This window comes from Aeromonas sp. R5-3 (assembly GCF_040908225.1).
GTDB classification, from domain to species: Bacteria; Pseudomonadota; Gammaproteobacteria; order Enterobacterales; family Aeromonadaceae; genus Aeromonas; species Aeromonas dhakensis.
The window spans coordinates 364,877-382,634 of sequence record NZ_JBFODH010000023.1; the positions used below are offsets into that span (position 1 = coordinate 364,877).

Here is a 17,758-nt window from a genome sequence, read left to right on the forward strand (position 1 = left end):
AAGAGTAGGATGGTTGGCCATGCTGGCGCTGAGCCAGGCGGCCTGGGCCGGCAGTCTGCAGGATTGCCAGCAGGATGCAGCCTCGGCCAGCTGCTCGGCCTATCTCAGCGGCGTGGTCGACAGCGCCCTGCTGCTGGGGGACAAGCAGGCCAAGGCTCAGTTTGGCGAGACCTTCGCCGAGCGGGCGCTGAGCAGCCGGGCCGGCGAGCGGGTCAAGCAGTCCAACAAGCGCTACTGCGGGGAACGGATGCCGGATCCGGTCAGCCTCAAGGCCCACCTGCAGGAGCAGTTCGGCGCGAACAAGGTTGACTCGATCAGCGACATGTATGACATTCTGGCGGCTGAACTCAGTTGCTACCGGAGCCCGCGCCAGGCGGGAACCCCATCGGATGTCACACCTTAACTACAACCATCTCTATTATTTTTGGATGACCCAGAAGAAGGGCTCCGTCACGCAAGCGGCGGAAGCCCTCTTCTTGACTCCACAAACCGTCACCGGCCAGATCAAGCTGCTGGAGCAGCGCCTCGGCGGCAAATTGCTGATAAGAAAGGGGCGCTCCCTGGAGGCGACCGAGCTGGGCCAGCTGGTGTTTCGCTATGCCGACAAGATGTTCAGCCTCTCCTACGAGATGCTGGATATCGTCAACTACCGCAAGGAGAGCCAGATCCTGTTCGACGTCGGCATCGCCGACGCTCTCTCCAAACGCCTCGCCAGCCGGGTGCTGCTCTCCGTCATCCCCAATGATGGCTCCATCCACCTGCGCTGCTTCGAATCGACCCACGAGCTGTTGCTGGAGCAGCTGAGCGAACACAAGCTCGACATGATCCTCTCCGACTGCCCGGTGGACTCCAGTCAGCACGCCGGCCTGCTCTCCAAGCGACTCGGTGGTTGCGGGGTCAGCTTCTTCTGCAAGGCGCCGCTGCCATTGCTGCCGTTTCCCGCCTGTCTGGAGGAGCGCAAGCTGCTGATCCCCGGTCGGCGTACCGCCATGGGTCGCCAGCTGACCCAGTGGTTCGAGCAGCAGGGGGTCTCCCCCAGCATTCTCGGCGAGTTTGACGATGCGGCCCTGATGAAGGCGTTCGGCTTCTTCAACCAGGGCATCTTCATGGCGCCCACCATCTACCGGGAGGAGATCCTGGAAGGGGAGGGAGTGATGCTGCTGGGCGAGACCCAGGATCTGATGGAGGAGTACTACGTCATCTTCGCCGAGCGGATGATCCAGCACCCGGCGGTAAAACGGGTGTGCGAGAGTGACTTCTCCTTCCTGTTTGCCGGCCAGGAGGACTTTGCCATGATTCAACCGGCAACCCTGTCATTTTAAATTGACGGGCCACAGAGTATGATTCTTGCCTCGAACGAGAGGGAATGAGATGCAACTGGAAGAGATGGAGGCCAATGCGAGCCGGGCGGTGGCACTGCTCAAGGCGCTGGCCAATGAACGGCGGCTGTTTATCCTGTGTCAGCTGCTGGAGCGGGAGCTGTCGGTGGGGGAACTCAACGAGCGGCTTGGTCTGAGTCAGTCGGCGTTGTCACAACACCTGGCCGTGCTGCGGCGGGATGAACTGGTGGAGACGCGCAAGGAGGCCCAGACGGTCTACTATTCGCTGCGCAGCTACGAGGTGCGCGAGATGATAGGGTTGCTGCACAAGTTGTACTGCAGCGAACAGAAATAAAAAACCGGCACAAAGGCCGGTTTTTTCAGCTTTATCAGCAGACGCTGATTAAGCCATAGCTTTGATCTGGGCAGACAGGCGGCTCTTGTGACGAGCAGCTTTGTTCTTGTGGATCAGGCCTTTGGTCGCCATACGATCCATGATCGGCTGAGCAACAGCGAAAGCGGCAGTCGCAGCAGCCTTGTCGCCGGAGGCGATGGCAGCGATGACTTTCTTCAGGTAGGTACGGGTCATGGAACGACGGCTGGCGTTGTGCTGACGACGTTTCTCTGACTGAAGAGCGCGCTTCTTAGCAGATTTGATGTTAGCCAAGGTAAAACTCCTAAAACTGTCTTAGCGAGTGTATTGAAAAGGCCCGGAAATATGCCTTCTCAACCACATATTGTCAAATGATTTGTGCAAATAAACACCGCCCCCCGGTGGTGTGTCAGGTGGGAGACGGTTAAACTGTCGGCCGATTCTATCAGCATTCTTTTCATTCCGACAGTTCCAGAGGCCTCGTCTTGAGTAAGAAATTGATCAAATCCGGCATGATAGTGTCCGGAATGACGTTGGCGTCCCGCGTGATGGGCTTGGTTCGCGATGTGGTCATCGCCAATCTGCTTGGCGCCGGGGTGGCCGCAGACGTCTTCTTCTTTGCCAACCGCATTCCCAACTTTCTGCGCCGGCTGTTCGCCGAAGGTGCCTTCAACCAGGCCTTTGTTCCCGTGATGACGGAGTACAAGAAAAAGGGTGACGAGAGCGAAGTGCGCGAGCTGCTGGCTGCGGTGGCGGGCACCCTGGGGGGGATCGTTACCGTGGTCACCCTGCTCGGGGTGCTGGGGTCAGGCGTGCTGACCGCCCTGTTTGGCTGGGGCTGGTTCTGGGACTGGCTGCACGGCGGGCCGGCGGCCGAGAAGTTCGAGATGGCGAGCCTGATGCTCAAGATCACCTTCCCCTACCTCTGGTTCATCACCTTCACCGCCATGGCGGGGGCCATTCTCAACACCTTCGGCCGCTTCGGGGTTTCCTCCTTTACCCCCATCTTCCTCAACATCACCATGATTGCCGCCGCCTGGTGGATTTCCCCCTGGCTCGACAATCCCGAGCTGGCGCTGGCCATCGGTGTCTTCCTCGGTGGTCTGGTGCAGTTCCTGTTCCAGTTCCCCTTCCTGCGCCAGCTCAACATGCTGGTGTGGCCCAAGTGGGGTTGGCACCACCCGGGTGTGGTGAAGATCCGCACCCTGATGATCCCGGCCCTGTTCGGGGTCTCGGTCAGCCAGATCAACCTGCTGGTCAACACCATGCTCGCCTCCTTCCTGGCGACCGGTGCCATCAGCTACCTCTATTACTCGGATCGGCTGCTGGAGTTCCCGCTCGGCATGTTCGGCGTCGCCATCAGCACCGTCATTCTGCCGGCGCTGGCCAAGAAGCACGTGGATGCCGACCCGGCCGACTTCTCCCGTACCATGGACTGGGGGGTGCGGATGGTGATGCTGCTCGGCCTGCCGGCCATGGTGGGCATCGCCGTGCTGCGCGAGCCCATCTTGCGGGTGCTGTTCATGCGCGGCGAGTTCGGTCTGCACGAGGTGAGCATGTCGAGCGCCAGTTTGCTGGCATCGACCACAGGTTTGCTGTCGCTGATGCTGATCAAGGTGCTGGCACCGGGCTACTACGCCCGCCAGGATACCCGCACGCCGGTGCGGATCGGGATGATCTCGATGGCGGCCAACATGGTCTGCAACCTGCTCTTCATCTATCCGCTCGGGTACGTGGGGCTGGCCCTCTCGACCGCCTGCTCGGGCACACTGAACGCGGCTTTGCTGTTCAGGGGGCTTCATCAGCAGAGCGTCTACCGCCCGTCCCGTCACACCGGGATGTTCTGTCTCAAGCTGCTGACCGCCAGCCTGCTGATGGGGGGCGTGCTCTTGTACCTCTCTCCGGATCTGGCCCAGTGGGGCGCCTGGCACATGAGCAAGGCGACCATGCAGCTGGCCATGCTGCTGGTCGTGGGGGGCGCCATCTATGCCGGTGTCCTGCTGGCGCTTGGGATCCGGCCAAGAGATCTGAGAGCGGGGCGGGACGACTGAGTCAGCCCCTGCGGCGAGATAGCCCCACCTGAACCTGTTGTCGGGGCGGAGCGGCTGAAATCGGGTCAGCAACAGGGCTGACCCGGCGTGCCGCCTGATATATAATCCGGCGATTTTCATAGCAGCAAAGCACAAGGCACTGATGGAGCTTATCCGCGGTATTCACAATATCAAGCCCCGTCACCGGGGGTGTGTATTGACCATTGGCAACTTTGATGGGGTCCATCAGGGTCATCATGCCGTGCTGGCTCGCTTGCAGGAAAAGGCCGCCCAGCTCGGCCTGCCGGCCTGCGTCATGCTGTTCGAGCCGCAGCCACTGGAGCTGTTTGCCGGGGCCGCGGCGCCGGCCCGCCTCAGCCGCCTGCGGGAAAAGTACGAGGCGCTCAAGGGGATGCAGATCGATCGCATGCTCTGCGTGCGCTTCAACCACCGCTTTGCCGAGCAGTCCGCGGACACCTTCATCGAGCAACTGCTGGTGGAGAAACTCGGCGTGCACTATCTGGTGGTCGGCGACGATTTTCGCTTCGGCAAGGGGCGGGAAGGGGACTTCCACCTGCTGGAGGAGGCCGGCCGGCGCTTCGGCTTCGAGGTGATCAGCACCCAGAGCTTCCAGTTGTCCCGTCAGCGGGTCAGCAGCACGCTGGTGCGCGAGGCCCTCGCGGCTGGCCGGATGGCGGAGGTGGAGCTGATGCTCGGCCGTCCCTACACCATCAGCGGTCGAGTGGCCCACGGTGAAAAGCTGGGCCGCACCATAGGTTTTCCCACCGCCAATCTGGCCCTCAAGCGTCAGGTGATCCCGGTCGGTGGCGTGTTCGCGGTGGAAGTGATATGTTCCGGCAAGACCTTCCCCGGTGTCGCCAATGTGGGTGTACGGCCGACCTTGAACGGTACACAAGCCAGATTGGAAGTACATCTATTTGATTTTTCTGGCGACCTTTATGGTCAACAGGTCAAGGTGCTGCTTCGCCACAAGCTGCGCGAAGAGCAGAAGTTTGCCTCTTTCACCGCCTTGAAAGAGCAGATCGAACGAGATGCCCTGGCGGCCCGAGCCTGGTTCGGGCTGCCACAATTTCATTTACCCAGCACTCTTTTAGAAAAGAAGGGAACCCAGGACTGATGAGCGACTATAAACACACCCTGAATCTTCCGGAAACCGAGTTTCCGATGCGTGGCGATCTGGCCAAGCGCGAACCCAACATGCTGAAACGTTGGTACGATCAGGATCTTTACGGCGCCATTCGCCGCGCCAAAGCGGGCAAGCCTTCGTTCATTCTGCACGATGGCCCCCCCTATGCGAACGGCAGCATTCACATCGGTCACTCGGTCAACAAGATCCTCAAAGACATCATCATCAAGTCCAAGGGCCTCTCCGGCTTCGACTCCCCCTATGTGCCAGGCTGGGACTGCCACGGTCTGCCCATCGAGCTGAAAGTGGAAGGCATGGTCGGCAAGCCGGGCGAGAAGGTTTCCGCCGCCGAGTTCCGCGCCGAGTGCCGCAAATATGCCAAGACCCAGATCGAAGCGCAGAAGACCGACTTCATCCGTCTGGGCGTGCTGGGTGACTGGGAACACCCCTACCTGACCATGGACTTTGGCACCGAAGCCAACATCATCCGCTCCATGGCCAAGATCGTTGAAAACGGCCACCTGCACAAAGGCTCCAAACCGGTGCACTGGTGTACCGATTGCGGCTCCGCGCTGGCTGAAGCCGAAGTGGAGTACTACGACAAGAACTCCCCCTCCATCGACGTGCGCTTCAAGGCCGTCGACGAGGCTGCCGTGGCCGCCAAGTTTGACTGCGCCGAAGGCCACACTGGCAAGGGGCCCCTCTCTGCCGTGATCTGGACCACCACCCCGTGGACCCTGCCGGCCAACCGCGCCATCGCCATGCACGCCGATCTCGACTATGCACTGGTGCAGGTAGAGGGTGACAATCCCGAGCGTCTGATCCTGGCCGCCGAGCTGGTGAAGGACGTGATGGATCGTGCCGGCATCGAGCACTTCCACAACCTGGGCTACGCCAAGGGGGCCGCACTCGAGCTGCTGCGCTTCAACCACCCCTTCTACAGCTTCGACGTGCCTGTGGTACTGGGTGATCACGTCACCCTGGACGCCGGTACCGGCGCCGTACACACCGCCCCTGGCCACGGTCAGGAAGACTTCGTGGTCGGTCAGAAGTACGGTCTGGAAGTGGCCAACCCGGTTGGCAGCAACGGCGTCTATCTGCCGGATACCGAACTGTTTGCCGGCCAGCATGTGTTCAAGGCCAATGCGGCCGTGGTCGAGGTGCTGACCGAGCGTGGCGCCCTGCTGCACCACAAGGTGTTCAACCACTCCTATCCGCACTGCTGGCGTCACAAGACCCCGATCATCTTCCGTGCCACCCCGCAGTGGTTCATCAGCATGGAGCAGAAGGGTCTGCGCAAGCGTGCGCTGGAAGAGATCGAGCGCATCGAGAAAGAGGGCATTGCCCAGCACGGCCAGAGCGGCTGGGTCCCGGCCTGGGGTAAAAACCGCATCCAGGCGATGGTCGAGAACCGTCCTGACTGGTGTATTTCCCGTCAGCGTACCTGGGGCGTGCCCATCTCCCTGTTCGTCCACAAGGATACCCAGGCACTGCACCCGGATTCCGTGCGCCTGATGGAAGAGGTGGCCAAGCGGGTCGAACAGTCCGGCATCCAGGCCTGGTGGGATCTGGACAAGGCCGAGCTGCTGGGCGCGGATGCCGACAACTACGAGAAGGTGCCCGATACCCTGGACGTCTGGTTTGACTCCGGTTCTACCCACGCCTCCGTGGTCGACGCCCGTCCCGAGTTCAACGGCAAGCCGGCCGACATGTATCTGGAAGGCTCTGACCAGCACCGTGGCTGGTTCATGTCCTCCCTGATGATCGGCGTCGCCATGAAGGACAAGGCCCCCTACAATCAGGTGCTGACTCACGGCTTCACCGTGGACGGTCAGGGCCGCAAGATGTCCAAGTCCATCGGCAATGTGGTGAGCCCGCAGGACGTGATGAACAAGCTGGGTGCCGACATCCTGCGTCTGTGGGTCGCCAGCACCGACTACACCGGCGAGATGACCGTCTCCGACGAGATCCTCAAGCGCTCCGCCGACGCCTATCGCCGTATCCGCAACACCGCCCGCTTCCTGCTGGCCAACCTGAACGGCTTCAATCCGGCGACCGACATGGTGGCACCGGCCGACATGGTAGTGGTGGATCGCTGGGCCGTGGGCCGTGCCAAGGCGGTACAGGCCGAGATCGTGGCGGCGTTCGACGAGTACAACTTCCACGGTGTGACCCAGAAGCTGATGCAGTTCTGCTCCATCGAGATGGGTTCCTTCTATCTGGACGTCATCAAGGATCGTCAGTACACCGCCAAGGCTGACAGCCTGGCCCGTCGCTCCTGCCAGACCGCTCTCTATCACATCGCCGAGGCCATGGTGCGCTGGATGGCGCCCATCATGAGCTTCACTGCCGACGAGATCTGGGCTCTGCTGCCGGGCGAGCGCGGCGAGTTCGTGTTCACCGAGGAGTGGTACGACGGCCTGTTCGGGCTGGAAGCGGGCGAAGTGCTGAACGACGAGTTCTGGGCCGAGATCCTCACCGTGCGCGGTGAAGTGAACAAGGCGCTGGAAGTGGCCCGTGGCGAGAAGCGCATCGGTGGTTCTCTGCAGGCCGAACTGACCCTGTTCGCCAAGCCTGAGCTGGCTGCGCGTCTGAACGCCCTGGCCGATGAGCTGCGCTTCGTGCTGCTCATCTCCAAGGCCAAGGTGGTCAGCGTCGATGCCGCACCGGCTGAGGCCGTGGCAACCGAGCGTGATGACCTGTGGCTGAGCGTGGCCCAGTCTGCCGCCGCCAAGTGCGACCGCTGCTGGCACCATGTGGAAGACGTGGGCACCATCGCGGGCCATGAAGAGATCTGTGGCCGCTGCGTCACCAACGTCGAGGGTGACGGCGAAACTCGTCAATTTGCCTGATGAACATGACTCAACATAAAAGCGGCCTGCGTTGGCTGTGGCTGGCGGTGCTGGCCTTCGTACTGGACCAGGCGAGCAAGCTCGCCGTGGTCAAGCTGCTGCCGTTTGGCTACCCGGGGGTGGAGATCACCCCCTTCTTCAACCTGGTCCACGTCTACAACAAGGGGGCGGCTTTCAGCTTCCTGGCGGATCAGGGGGGTTGGCAGCGCTGGTTCTTCGCCGTACTGGCGTTCGCCATCTGCGGCCTGCTGATCCACTGGCTGCGCAAGCAGTCGGTCACCCAGCGCTGGAGCGGCATCGCCTACAGCCTGATCATCGGCGGGGCGCTCGGCAACGTGTTTGACCGGCTGGTGCTGGGCCATGTGGTCGACTTCCTCGACTTCTACTGGCAGCGCGCCCACTGGCCGGCGTTCAATCTGGCTGACAGCTTCATCTTCATCGGTGCCGCCATGATCGTGCTGGACGGCTTGCGTGGCGAGAAAAAACAGGACGCGAACTCATGAGCCAGCTGATTGCTGCGGACAGCAGTGTACTGTTCCATTTCTCCATCAAGCTGGAAGACGGCTCGGTGGCCGACAGCACGGCGCTGCACGGCAAGCCGGCCCGTCTGCGGATGGGCGACGGCAGCCTGACGCCAAGCTTCGAGCAGTGCCTGCTGGGGCTGCGCGAAGGGGAGAGCAAGAGCTTCACCCTGGCGCCGGAAGAGGCCTTTGGCCTCTCCAACCCCGACAACATCTACCATCTGGACCGCGCCAAGTTCGGCGCCGATGTGGAGCCGAAAGTCGGCACCATCATACTGTTCGACCAGCCCAACGGCAGCGAGCTGCCGGGTATCGTCCGGGCGGTGGCAGGGATGTCGGTGACGGTCGATTTCAACCACCCCCTGGCCGGTCACACCGTCACCTTCGAGGTGGAGATCCTGAGGGTTGATGACGAGGAAAAGGTGCACTGATGGATATCCTGCTCGCAAATCCCCGCGGCTTCTGTGCCGGTGTCGACCGCGCCATCAGCATCGTCGAGAGCGCGCTGGAGAAGTTCGGTGCCCCCATCTATGTCCGCCATGAAGTGGTGCACAACCGCTACGTGGTGAACAAGCTCAAGGAGGCGGGCGCCGTCTTCGTCGAGGAGCTGGATGAGGTGCCGGACGACAGCATCGTCATCTTCTCCGCCCACGGCGTCTCCAAGGCGGTGCGCGAGATGGCCAAGTCCCGCGCCCTCAAGGTGTTCGATGCAACCTGTCCGCTGGTGACCAAGGTGCACATGGAGGTCCATCGCGCCAGTCGCAAGGGCTCCGAAGCCGTGCTCATCGGCCACGCCGGCCACCCCGAGGTGATCGGCACCATGGGGCAGTACGAGAATCGCGAGGGCGGCATGTATCTGGTGGAGACGCCGGCAGACGTGGCCAGGCTCAAGGTGAAGAACCCGGACGATCTCTGCTTCGTCACCCAGACCACCCTCAGCGTGGACGAGACCTCGGACGTGATCGATGCCTTGCGGGCCCACTTCCCCAAGATCCAGGGGCCGCGCAAGGATGACATCTGCTACGCCACCCAGAACCGCCAGGATGCGGTGCGGGAGATGGCCGGGCTGGTGGACGCCATGCTGGTGGTGGGATCGCGCAACTCCTCCAACTCCAACCGCCTGCGGGAGCTGGCCGAGAAGGTGGGCGCCAAGGCCTACCTCATCGACGACGCCTCCATGATCGAGGCCGGTTGGCTGGCGGGAGTCAAGGCGATCGGTGTCACCGCCGGTGCCTCCGCCCCCGAGGTGCTGGTGCAGTCCGTCATCACCCGTCTGCGCGAGCTGGGCGGCAAGGTGGTGGCCGAACACCCCGGTCGTGAAGAGAACGTGGTGTTTGAAGTGCCGCCGGAACTGCGCATCCTGTGAGTGATGCGTCCCCTGCGGGACTACACCGTCTCAGATTGAGCCACCTCCAGCGAGGTGGCTTTTTCATGGGTGATTCTTATGGCTCTTGTTGGCCGCTTTGCCGTGAGATCGCAGCGAAATTTGATGATGTATGTCCAAGATTTGAGTAGATTGAATTGCAAGCGAAGGTTCGCGGCCTAGACTGCTGATGAACTTATCACCGGCTTGATGGCAGATGGATGTGCAGCCGGCCCCCCGACAAAATCAGAGCGAAACAGGATGTTTTTGCGTTCAGGTTTTAGCCTCATCGAGCTGATGGTCACCATTGCGCTCGTCTCTATCCTGCTGACGCTGGGAGTCCCCTCCTTCAGCGCGATAATGCGCAACATGACGTTGACCAGCCAGGCCAACAACTTCGTGGCCGCCATCAACCTTGCCCGCTCCGAAGCCATTCGCCGCAATACGGCGGTCACTCTCTCCGCCTCCACCAGCAATCTGACCCAGAACCACTGGGAATCGGGCTGGCAGATCTGGGTCGACAGCAACGGCAACGGCACCCTGGACAACGGCGAGTTGCTGCGACTCTTTCCCGACATGGGGGCCGGCACCCTGGTCAGCAATACGTCGCTGGTACGTTTCAGTGGCAATGGCTTTCTCGATGGTCGCGCCCAGGCGGCGCTGGTATTTTCCCTGCAGCCGCCTGACTGCGCGCAGGAGGCATCGCGCGACATCACGATCACCCCGGCCGGCCGCCCTTCAATCACGGAGACCAGCTGCATATGAAGCACCAGCAAGGCGTCTCGCTGCTTGAAATCATGATCGCCGTGCTGGTGCTGTCGATCGGCATCCTCGGCATGGCGACCCTGCAGTTGCAGGCACTCAAGAGCAATCAGTCGGCCCTGACCCGGACCGAGGCGACCCAGTTTGCCTACATGATCACCGACATGATGCGGGCCAACCGCAGCGCGGCTCTGCTCGGCCAGTACAACGTCGGCCTGGGGGAGGCGGTCTCCGGCAGCTCGATGGCGATACAGGATGTGCAGTACTGGAAACAGGCGCTCGGCGGCCTGCCCGGCGGTGATGGGGCCATTGCCGTGAGTGCCGGACAGGCGACCATCACCATCCAGTGGGATGCCAGCCGGCTGGCCACCGAGCCTGCGCTGCGCAGCATGACCCTGAGGACGGATCTGTGAACGGGCGGCGCACCTTGCCGCGCCAGGCCGGTGTCGGTCTGGTGGAGGTGATGATCGCCCTGCTGCTGTCGCTGCTGACGGTCGGGGTCATCATCCAGGTGCTGCTTGGCAACCACAAAACCTACCTGACCGGCGAAGCCATCGCCCGGGTGCAGGAGGACAGCCGGTTTGCCGTCAACCTGCTGCAACAAGAGCTGCGGATGGTGGGCTACCAGGGCTGCCTCAGCAAGCAGGGGGTCAACATCACCAATACCCTCAACGGGGCGACGGCGCTGCCCTACAACTTCACCGTCTATCTGCGCGGCTATGACAATGTCACGGCGACGCTGCCTGCGCCGCTGTCGGCCCTGTTTACCGCGGCCGAGCCCAAACCCAAGCCGGGAACCGACGTGCTGCTGGTACAGGGGCCGACTGGCAGCGGTGTGCCGGTGACCCGCAACAACAGTGCGGCCCAGCTGTTCGTGCAGCAACTCTCCAGCAAGGCCAACTACTGCGGCACCGGCAAGCAGGGCTACAGCGACCTGTGCGAGGGGGACATCGTCATGGTCTCCGACTGCCAGAAGGCGCGGATCTTCCAGATCACCCAGACCCAGGTGGTGGGGGGCGGCAGCGAGGTCAACATCGGCCACTCCAACGACAACAAATACACCCCGGGCAATGCCGTCAGCTCCTGGGGCGGGGCCAGCAGCCCGGTCGAGGAGCGCTTCGGCGCCGGTTCGGTATTGAGCCGGATGGAAACCCGGGTCTATTACATCGCCCGTCCCTCGGCCGGCGCGCCCTATGCCCTCTATCGCAAGAGCGGGCTGGGGGCGGGCATGCCGCTGGTGGACGGGGTCACCGACATCCAGCTGACCTTCGGTGAGGATCAGAACCGGGATCGGGCGGCGGATCGTTACGTGAGTGCCGCCAGCAACCCGAACTGGGACAACGTGCTGGGGATCGGCGTTCAGCTGTTGATGCGCAGCAACCAGGGCAATGTGGTGTCGGATCCGCAGGCCATCAGCTTCGCCGGGGCTACCTTCCAGGCAACCGACAGCCACTGGTACTGGGTGGCCGAAACCACGGTCGCCTTGCGCAACCGGCTGCCATGAGGAGGGAGGCATGATGGGGCGACAAGGGGGAATGGCACTGGTGATCAGCCTGATTTTTCTCGCGGTAGTGAGCTTGCTGGCGATGGCCAGCATGCAGAGCGCCCTGCTGCAGGAGAAGATGGCGGGCAACCAGAAGGAGTCGCAACAGGCGCTGCAGGCGGCGGAGGCGGCACTGCGCGCAGCCGAGCGCTATCTGGAGGCAGGCAACTCAGGCCCCTACGATAACAGCGCCGGTCTCTATGAGTTCGTCAGCGTGGCGGTGGATCCCGCTTCTCCCTCCACGGCCTGGCGGACCTATGCCAATAGCGGGCTGGCGGGACGGGCCCCAGAGTACTTCATCGAGCGGCTGCCCTACACCCAGAGCAGCAACGAGAGTCTGGCGGTGGACGAGCCCATCAGCGAGCGTCGTCTTTATCGCATCACGGCTCGGGGATTCGGCCTCTCGGACGAGAGCCGGGTGCTGTTGCAATCGACCTACAGCCGCTAGGAGGGAACCATGCGTGCATCTGGCTACGGATTTTGTGCCCTGTTGCTCTGCACCCAGGTGCAGGCGGCGCTCGACATCGCCCAGGTTCCCCTCTATCTCGGCACCCGGGCCGAACCCAACATCATGTTCAGTCTGGATGACTCCGGCTCGATGCACTTCGAGCTGATGCCGGAGGATTTGATCGAAAACAGCGCTCGCTACGTCTATCCCCGTGCCGACAACGTCTATGGCAGCGAAGACTACGACAACCGGACCGTTACCTTCACCAGCAACAACGATCGCAACGCCTACACCCGCTCGAGCAACAACAACAAGCTCTACTACAACCCCTTGTTGAGTTACCGCCCCTGGGCCAAGGCGGACGGTACCCTGATGGCAAATGCCAGCATCAGCTGCGCGCCGCACAACCCCTTCAACACCGCCGCCGGCTGTCGCGACCTGACCAAGAACAATCGCTCGAAGTCGTTGCGCTACTACACCGGGTTTTCCTCCAGCGACTACAACGATGACGAGACCTTCTGGCCCGCCGTCTATTTCGCCTACAAGGGCAGCGGTGATGTGAAGAGGGCGAGCAGTTATACCCGGGTCGAGATAAAGTCCGGCAGCACCTATGGCGGGCGCCCCAATCGCAGTGACTGCAAGAGCGCACCGGTATGTACCTACGAGGAGGAGATCCAGAACTTCGCCAACTGGTACACCTACTATCGCTCCCGGATCCTGGCGGCCCGGGCCGGGGTCGGTCGTGCCTTCGCCAGTCAGGGACAGGCCCTGCGGGTGGGGTTTGCCACCATCAATGCCAGCGGCAGCGTGATCCGCGGGGTGGCGCCCTTCTCCGGCACCGATCGCAGCGCCTTTTTCAGCGACCTCTACAGCCGCGACATTCCGGCCGCCGGCACGCCGCTGCGCACCAGCCTGAAGGATGTGGGGGAGTATTTCTCCCGCACCGACAACAATGGCCCCTGGGCGGCCAGCGCCGGCAGCACCTTGCCCCACCTCACCTGCCGGCAGAGCTACAACATCCTGATGACCGATGGCTACTGGAACGGGGATACCCCCTCGGTGGGGGATCTGGACAAGGATGGCTACAGCAATACCCTGGCCGACGTGGCCTACAAGTACTGGAAAACAGACCTGCGTGCCGATCTGGCCGACAAGGTGCCGACCAGCACGGCAGATCCCGCCAACTGGCAGCATCTGGTCAACTTTACCGTGGGGCTCGGGGTCAACGGGTCGCTCAATCCGGCCAACGGCATCCCGAACAGCTGGCCCAATCCCCATGATCCGGATGACAAGGAGTACAAGAACGCGACCTACATTCCGGAGTACAAGATCGATGACCTGTGGCACGCGGCGCTCAACAGCAAGGGCAGCTTCTTCAGCGCGGGTGACCCCGACGTCTTTGCCGCGGCCCTGAGCAGCACTCTGGCCCAGATTGCGGCACGCAACAGCTCCGCCAGTTCGGTGACCGCCAACGCCACCCGGCTGGACAGCAATACCCACATCTATCAGGCCCGCTACAACAGTGGCGACTGGTCCGGGCAGCTCATCTCCATTCCGCTCAACAGCGACGGCTCGCTGGGCAACATGGCCTGGGATGCCGCAACCCAGATCCCTGCCCATACCGCCCGCAGCCTCTTCACTCGCCAGAACGGGGTCGGCATTCCCTTCACCTGGGCCGATCTCAACGCCACCAATCGCGCCCTGTTCAACCTCGCCGGTGACAACCAGGGGGAAAACCGGGTCGCCTACTTGCGCGGTGATCGCAGCCGTGAGCAGAGCAATGGCGGCCTGTTCCGCAGTCGCAGCGACCTGCTGGGGGACATCATCAACTCGGATCCCGTCTATGTCGGCAACCGGGACTACGGCTATGGCAGCGCCACCGGCCTGACCCAGGCCGAGCGGGAGGGCTACCAGAGTTTCCTTGGCTCGACGGCCATCAGTCGCCGTACTCCCATGCTCTACGTGGGGGCCAACGACGGCATGCTGCACGGTTTTCGGGTCGCCAACGGGGTGGAGACGCTGGGCTACATCCCGGCCAGCCTGCTGGGGGATCTGAGCCTGCTGACCAAGCCGGATTACAGCCACCGCTACTATGTGGACGGTACGCCCAAGGTGGGGGATGCCTATCTTGGCAGCAGCTGGAAAACCGTGCTGCTGGGGTCGACCGGCGCCGGTGGCAAGGCGGTCTTTGCCATCGACGTGACGGCCCCCGACAACTTCACTGCCGACAAGATGTTGTGGGAGTTTACCAACGCCGAGATGGGGGTAGCGCTGGCTGCGCCGACCCTGGTCCGGGTGAAGTCCGGCAACAAATGGGTGGCGCTGGTGGCCAACGGCTACAACAGTACCAGCCAGACCGCCCGGCTGTTTGTGCTGGATCTGGCGACCGGCGCCGTGATCAAGGAGATAGATACCCAGGCGGGCTCGGCCAGCGAACCCAATGGCCTCTCATCCCCCCTGCCGGTAGACGAGGACGGCGATCGGGTGGCGGACTATGTCTATGCCGGCGATCTGCAGGGCAATCTGTGGAAATTCGACCTGACCGACAACAACAGCGCCCAGTGGGGGAGCGCCTTCAAGACCGGCAACAAGCCAAAACCGCTGTTTCAGGCGTGCAACGGGACCTGCTCTGCCAGCACGCGCCAACCCATCACCATGCGTCCGTTGGCCATTCGCCATCCCAAGGGGGGCATCATGGTGCTGATGGGGACCGGCAGCTATTTCACCAATGACGACAAGCTGTTGCCGGCAACCCCCAGGCTGGAGGCCGTCTACGGCATCTGGGATGCGGGGGCGACCGTGCTCGCCAGCCAGTTGCAGCAGCAGAGCATCACTCACGAATACTCCGCCAATGGCACCACCATCAAGTTCAATGTGAGGGTGGTCTCCAACACGGCGGTCAACTACACCAGCCAGAAAGGGTGGTATCTGGTGCTCAAATCCCCTGCGTTGAGCAAGGGGGTAGGGGAGCGAGCCGTTTCGGAGATGCTCTACCGCAACAAACGGCTGATCTTCAATACCCTGATCCCCTCGGCGGATGCCTGTGACTTTGGTGGACGCTCCTGGCTGATGGAGCTGGATCCTGTCTCGGGGGCGCGTCTGAGCTACTCGGTGTTCGACGTCAATGGCGATGGGGCCGTCAATGATGACGACTATGTGGGGATCAAGGACGGCAGCGGCAACGACATCAAGGTGCCGGTCAGTGGCAAGCAGTTTGACGAGCTCACCACGACGCCGAGCGTGGTGGAGGATGCCGACATGGAGCGCAAGTACATCAGTGGTTCCAGCGGCAATATCTCGGTCACCCTGGAAGAGGGGGCGGGTGACCTTGGGGGTCGCCAGTCCTGGTTGCAACTGGAGTAGAGGTGGAGATGGAGCGTGGATTTTCCCTGCTGGAGCTGATGATTGCGGTAGCCGTGATGGCGATTCTGACCCTGATTGCCTACCCCAGCTACAACAGCTACATGGCGTCTGCCAAGCGGGCCGAGGCCAAGGCGGCGCTGCTCGAGGCGGCGCAATACATGGAGCGGCAGTTTACCGCCGATGGCAACTATGATGGCGGCAATCTGGCCTCAGCCGGACTGGCCACCTTGCCCAGGGATGGCGGGGCTGCCTATTACAATCTGGCGCTCAATGCCAGCGGCGCCCGCTATACCCTGACGGCGATCCCGACCGGAGTGATGAACGGCGACCCCTGCGGCTTGCTGACCCTGGATCAGGGGGGGCAGCAGGGGGTGTCGATGGCCAGCATGACGGCCGCCGAGTGCTGGTAATGCGTTACCAGCAGGCTGCTGGGGTCTTGATGTCAGCCTTGTTGAGGGTGAGGGTATCGCAGGCGGTGCTGCCGCTCTTGTCGCCCACCTGCGCTCCCTTGCTGGTGGCGATCAGGGTGTAGGTGGTTGCGGTAGCCCCGGAGATGGTGAAGTCGTAGTAGCTGCTGGTGGGATTGCCCACCTGGGACGGGGTCGTGCCGTAGCTGGTGTTGGAGACTCTGAACTCTTCCTGTTTCAACTGCATGCTGAGCAAGCCTTTGAACGCCTCGGCTCGACGGGATTTGCGCAAACCGTCGCTGAAACTGGGGTAGGCGATGGATGCAATGATGGCGACGATGGCGACTGCAACGAGCAGTTCCAGCAGCGTGATTCCGGACTGTTTGGCTTTCATGGGGCGGCATGCTTCGTGAAACAGGTTGATACTATAGGATAGTACTGACGGTGTGCTCTACTGGCATGTGCAAAAAGAAAGGAGTCTTGAACGATGGAAGGCAGAAAGGGCAGATCCGCCGGTTTTACCCTGATAGAGCTGATGGTCGCCCTGTCTCTGGTCGCTCTGCTGCTGACCGTTGCGATTCCCAGTTATCAATCACTGCGCCAGGAGCAGATGGTCAAGGCCGCCACCCAGGCGGTGTATACGGATGTGATGTTGCTGAAGTCCGAGGCCATCAAGCGTAATCGCACCCTGCAATTCATCATCTTCAACAGCGGCACCAGCAATTGGTGTTACCGCATTTTTATTGATGGCAGCTGTAACAGTTGCAGCGATCACTGTTCCAGCATTGAGGGGCGCAAGGGGGGCGATGCCAGTGAATATCCCGGTATCAGCCTGGTTGCCAGCTACAGTGAATCGTCAAGCAACATCAGGCCCCTGAGTATCTCTCCCAGAAGGTCCTCCCTGACGGCGGGGAATATTGCCATCTCATCCGGTACCTACTCCATGCAGGTCAAGACCAACAATGTCGGGCGTGTGCGTACCTGCGGTGTCAGCAATGTCAGTGGGGTGCCTGCATGTTGAGAGCACCAAGGGGATTCAACGTGGTGGAGCTGATGGTTGCCATGGTCGCAGGCCTGCTGCTGGTCGCCGCGGTGACATCCTTGTTCGCCACCATCCTCAGGGTCAATCAAACCTCCATGCAGGTGAGCCGCCTCAATCAGGAGCTGCAGAGCGTCACCGACATGATCGCCCGTGACGTGCAGCGCACCGGTTATGATCAGGGGGCGACAGCCTTTCTCGGCGCGGCATCGGGAGCCAGATCTCCTTTCTATTTCGATACCAGCAGTGATCTGATGAATGAGACGGTCACAGGCTCCAAGATTTATCGCTGCATTAGGCTGAAATACGATGATGATAACAACGGCTCTCTTGGGACTGATGAAACTTATATCTACAGCTACGACAGTGCCGACAAAGGGGTGCAGCTTGGCACCAGTTGTAGCACCGGCAGCCTGCTGAGTACCGACAATACCATCGAAATTACGGATCTCACCTTCTCGCTGTTGAGTGGCAGCGTCTCGTCAGGTGCACGGACGGTGCGGCTGAACATATCGGGCCAGTTCAAGGCCAACACCGCGCTCAAACTCACCCTGCAGCGTGATATCAAGCTGCGCAACGACGGGTATTGAT

At 61.8% G+C, this 17,758-nt stretch carries 19 protein-coding genes; 17 read left to right on the top strand and 2 right to left on the bottom strand.

What is annotated here, in order from left to right; all coding sequences use genetic code 11:
* The first annotated feature begins 19 nt into the window (after positions 1–19).
* From AB5Y95_RS16335 to AB5Y95_RS16345, 3 genes are read left to right on the top strand one after another with little or no spacing between them, the layout of a single operon-like run.
* Positions 20–403 (top strand): hypothetical protein, encoded by a 384-nt coding sequence (locus AB5Y95_RS16335; protein ID WP_005308716.1) that lies wholly within the window; start codon positions 20–22, stop codon positions 401–403.
* A complete protein-coding gene (nhaR, locus tag AB5Y95_RS16340; protein WP_024942022.1) occupies positions 390–1,322 on the top strand; it encodes a transcriptional activator NhaR in 933 nt (310 codons plus the stop codon). The genes AB5Y95_RS16335 and nhaR overlap by 14 nt, the downstream gene beginning before the upstream one ends.
* A 49-nt stretch (positions 1,323–1,371) precedes the next feature.
* Complete coding sequence (locus AB5Y95_RS16345; RefSeq protein ID WP_005308804.1) at positions 1,372–1,674, top strand: metalloregulator ArsR/SmtB family transcription factor; 303 nt, start codon at positions 1,372–1,374, stop codon at positions 1,672–1,674.
* Positions 1,675–1,722: 48 nt separating this feature from the next.
* Here the strand turns inward: AB5Y95_RS16345 and rpsT are convergent, their stop codons facing one another.
* Entirely contained in the window at positions 1,723–1,986 is a 264-nt protein-coding gene (rpsT, locus tag AB5Y95_RS16350) for a 30S ribosomal protein S20 (RefSeq protein WP_005308808.1), read from the bottom strand.
* 191 nt (positions 1,987–2,177) lie between these two features.
* Between rpsT and murJ the strand changes: the two genes are divergently transcribed.
* The 12 genes from murJ to tppA all read left to right on the top strand — a co-directional run bounded on the left by murJ (position 2,178) and on the right by tppA (position 16,131).
* Positions 2,178–3,743: a murein biosynthesis integral membrane protein MurJ gene (gene murJ / locus AB5Y95_RS16355; protein ID WP_017780266.1), complete on the top strand. Its 1,566-nt coding sequence runs from the start codon at positions 2,178–2,180 to the stop codon at positions 3,741–3,743.
* A 142-nt stretch (positions 3,744–3,885) separates the two neighbouring features.
* On the top strand, positions 3,886–4,860 hold the full coding sequence (ribF, locus tag AB5Y95_RS16360) for a bifunctional riboflavin kinase/FAD synthetase (RefSeq protein WP_368161589.1): 975 nt from the start codon (positions 3,886–3,888) through the stop codon (positions 4,858–4,860).
* Positions 4,860–7,721 carry an isoleucine--tRNA ligase gene (ileS, locus tag AB5Y95_RS16365; RefSeq protein WP_368161590.1) on the top strand — a complete coding sequence of 954 codons (2,862 nt, stop codon included), beginning with the start codon at positions 4,860–4,862 and terminating at the stop codon, positions 7,719–7,721. Before ribF ends, ileS begins: the two co-directional genes overlap by 1 nt.
* Positions 7,721–8,224 (top strand): signal peptidase II, encoded by a 504-nt coding sequence (gene lspA, locus AB5Y95_RS16370; RefSeq protein ID WP_017763995.1) that lies wholly within the window; start codon positions 7,721–7,723, stop codon positions 8,222–8,224. Before ileS ends, lspA begins: the two co-directional genes overlap by 1 nt.
* The gene (gene fkpB, locus AB5Y95_RS16375; RefSeq protein ID WP_279484874.1) at positions 8,221–8,673 is read left to right on the top strand and encodes an FKBP-type peptidyl-prolyl cis-trans isomerase; all 453 of its coding nucleotides are present in this window, start codon (positions 8,221–8,223) and stop codon (positions 8,671–8,673) included. Before lspA ends, fkpB begins: the two co-directional genes overlap by 4 nt.
* A complete protein-coding gene (gene ispH, locus AB5Y95_RS16380; RefSeq protein WP_005308820.1) occupies positions 8,673–9,608 on the top strand; it encodes a 4-hydroxy-3-methylbut-2-enyl diphosphate reductase in 936 nt (311 codons plus the stop codon). Before fkpB ends, ispH begins: the two co-directional genes overlap by 1 nt.
* Positions 9,609–9,866: 258 nt before the next feature.
* Entirely contained in the window at positions 9,867–10,370 is a 504-nt protein-coding gene (tppE, locus tag AB5Y95_RS16385) for a type IVa pilus pseudopilin TppE (RefSeq protein ID WP_005308824.1), read from the top strand.
* Positions 10,367–10,780 (top strand): type IVa pilus pseudopilin TppB, encoded by a 414-nt coding sequence (gene tppB, locus AB5Y95_RS16390; RefSeq protein ID WP_005308826.1) that lies wholly within the window; start codon positions 10,367–10,369, stop codon positions 10,778–10,780. Before tppE ends, tppB begins: the two co-directional genes overlap by 4 nt.
* Positions 10,777–11,871, top strand: a complete 1,095-nt coding sequence (locus AB5Y95_RS16395; protein ID WP_368161591.1) for a PilW family protein — start codon at positions 10,777–10,779, stop codon at positions 11,869–11,871. The genes tppB and AB5Y95_RS16395 overlap by 4 nt, the downstream gene beginning before the upstream one ends.
* Positions 11,872–11,881: 10 nt before the next feature.
* The gene (locus tag AB5Y95_RS16400) at positions 11,882–12,358 is read left to right on the top strand and encodes a PilX N-terminal domain-containing pilus assembly protein (protein WP_005308830.1); all 477 of its coding nucleotides are present in this window, start codon (positions 11,882–11,884) and stop codon (positions 12,356–12,358) included.
* Positions 12,359–12,367: 9 nt separating this feature from the next.
* Positions 12,368–15,721, top strand: a complete 3,354-nt coding sequence (locus tag AB5Y95_RS16405; RefSeq protein WP_368161592.1) for a pilus assembly protein — start codon at positions 12,368–12,370, stop codon at positions 15,719–15,721.
* Between the two features lie 8 nt (positions 15,722–15,729).
* Positions 15,730–16,131 (top strand): type IVa pilus pseudopilin TppA, encoded by a 402-nt coding sequence (gene tppA / locus AB5Y95_RS16410; RefSeq protein WP_017763999.1) that lies wholly within the window; start codon positions 15,730–15,732, stop codon positions 16,129–16,131.
* A 4-nt stretch (positions 16,132–16,135) separates the two neighbouring features.
* Here tppA and AB5Y95_RS16415 read toward each other — a convergent pair whose 3' ends face one another.
* Positions 16,136–16,522 (bottom strand): type IV pilin protein, encoded by a 387-nt coding sequence (locus AB5Y95_RS16415; protein WP_005308836.1) that lies wholly within the window; start codon positions 16,520–16,522, stop codon positions 16,136–16,138.
* 93 nt (positions 16,523–16,615) lie between these two features.
* On the opposite strand from AB5Y95_RS16415, the gene AB5Y95_RS16420 reads away from it, so the two are divergent.
* Positions 16,616–17,149 carry a GspH/FimT family pseudopilin gene (locus AB5Y95_RS16420; protein WP_005308838.1) on the top strand — a complete coding sequence of 178 codons (534 nt, stop codon included), beginning with the start codon at positions 16,616–16,618 and terminating at the stop codon, positions 17,147–17,149.
* Positions 17,150–17,169: 20 nt separating this feature from the next.
* On the top strand, positions 17,170–17,757 hold the full coding sequence (locus tag AB5Y95_RS16425; protein ID WP_017764000.1) for a PilW family protein: 588 nt from the start codon (positions 17,170–17,172) through the stop codon (positions 17,755–17,757).
* The last annotated feature ends 1 nt before the right edge of the window (position 17,758 follow it).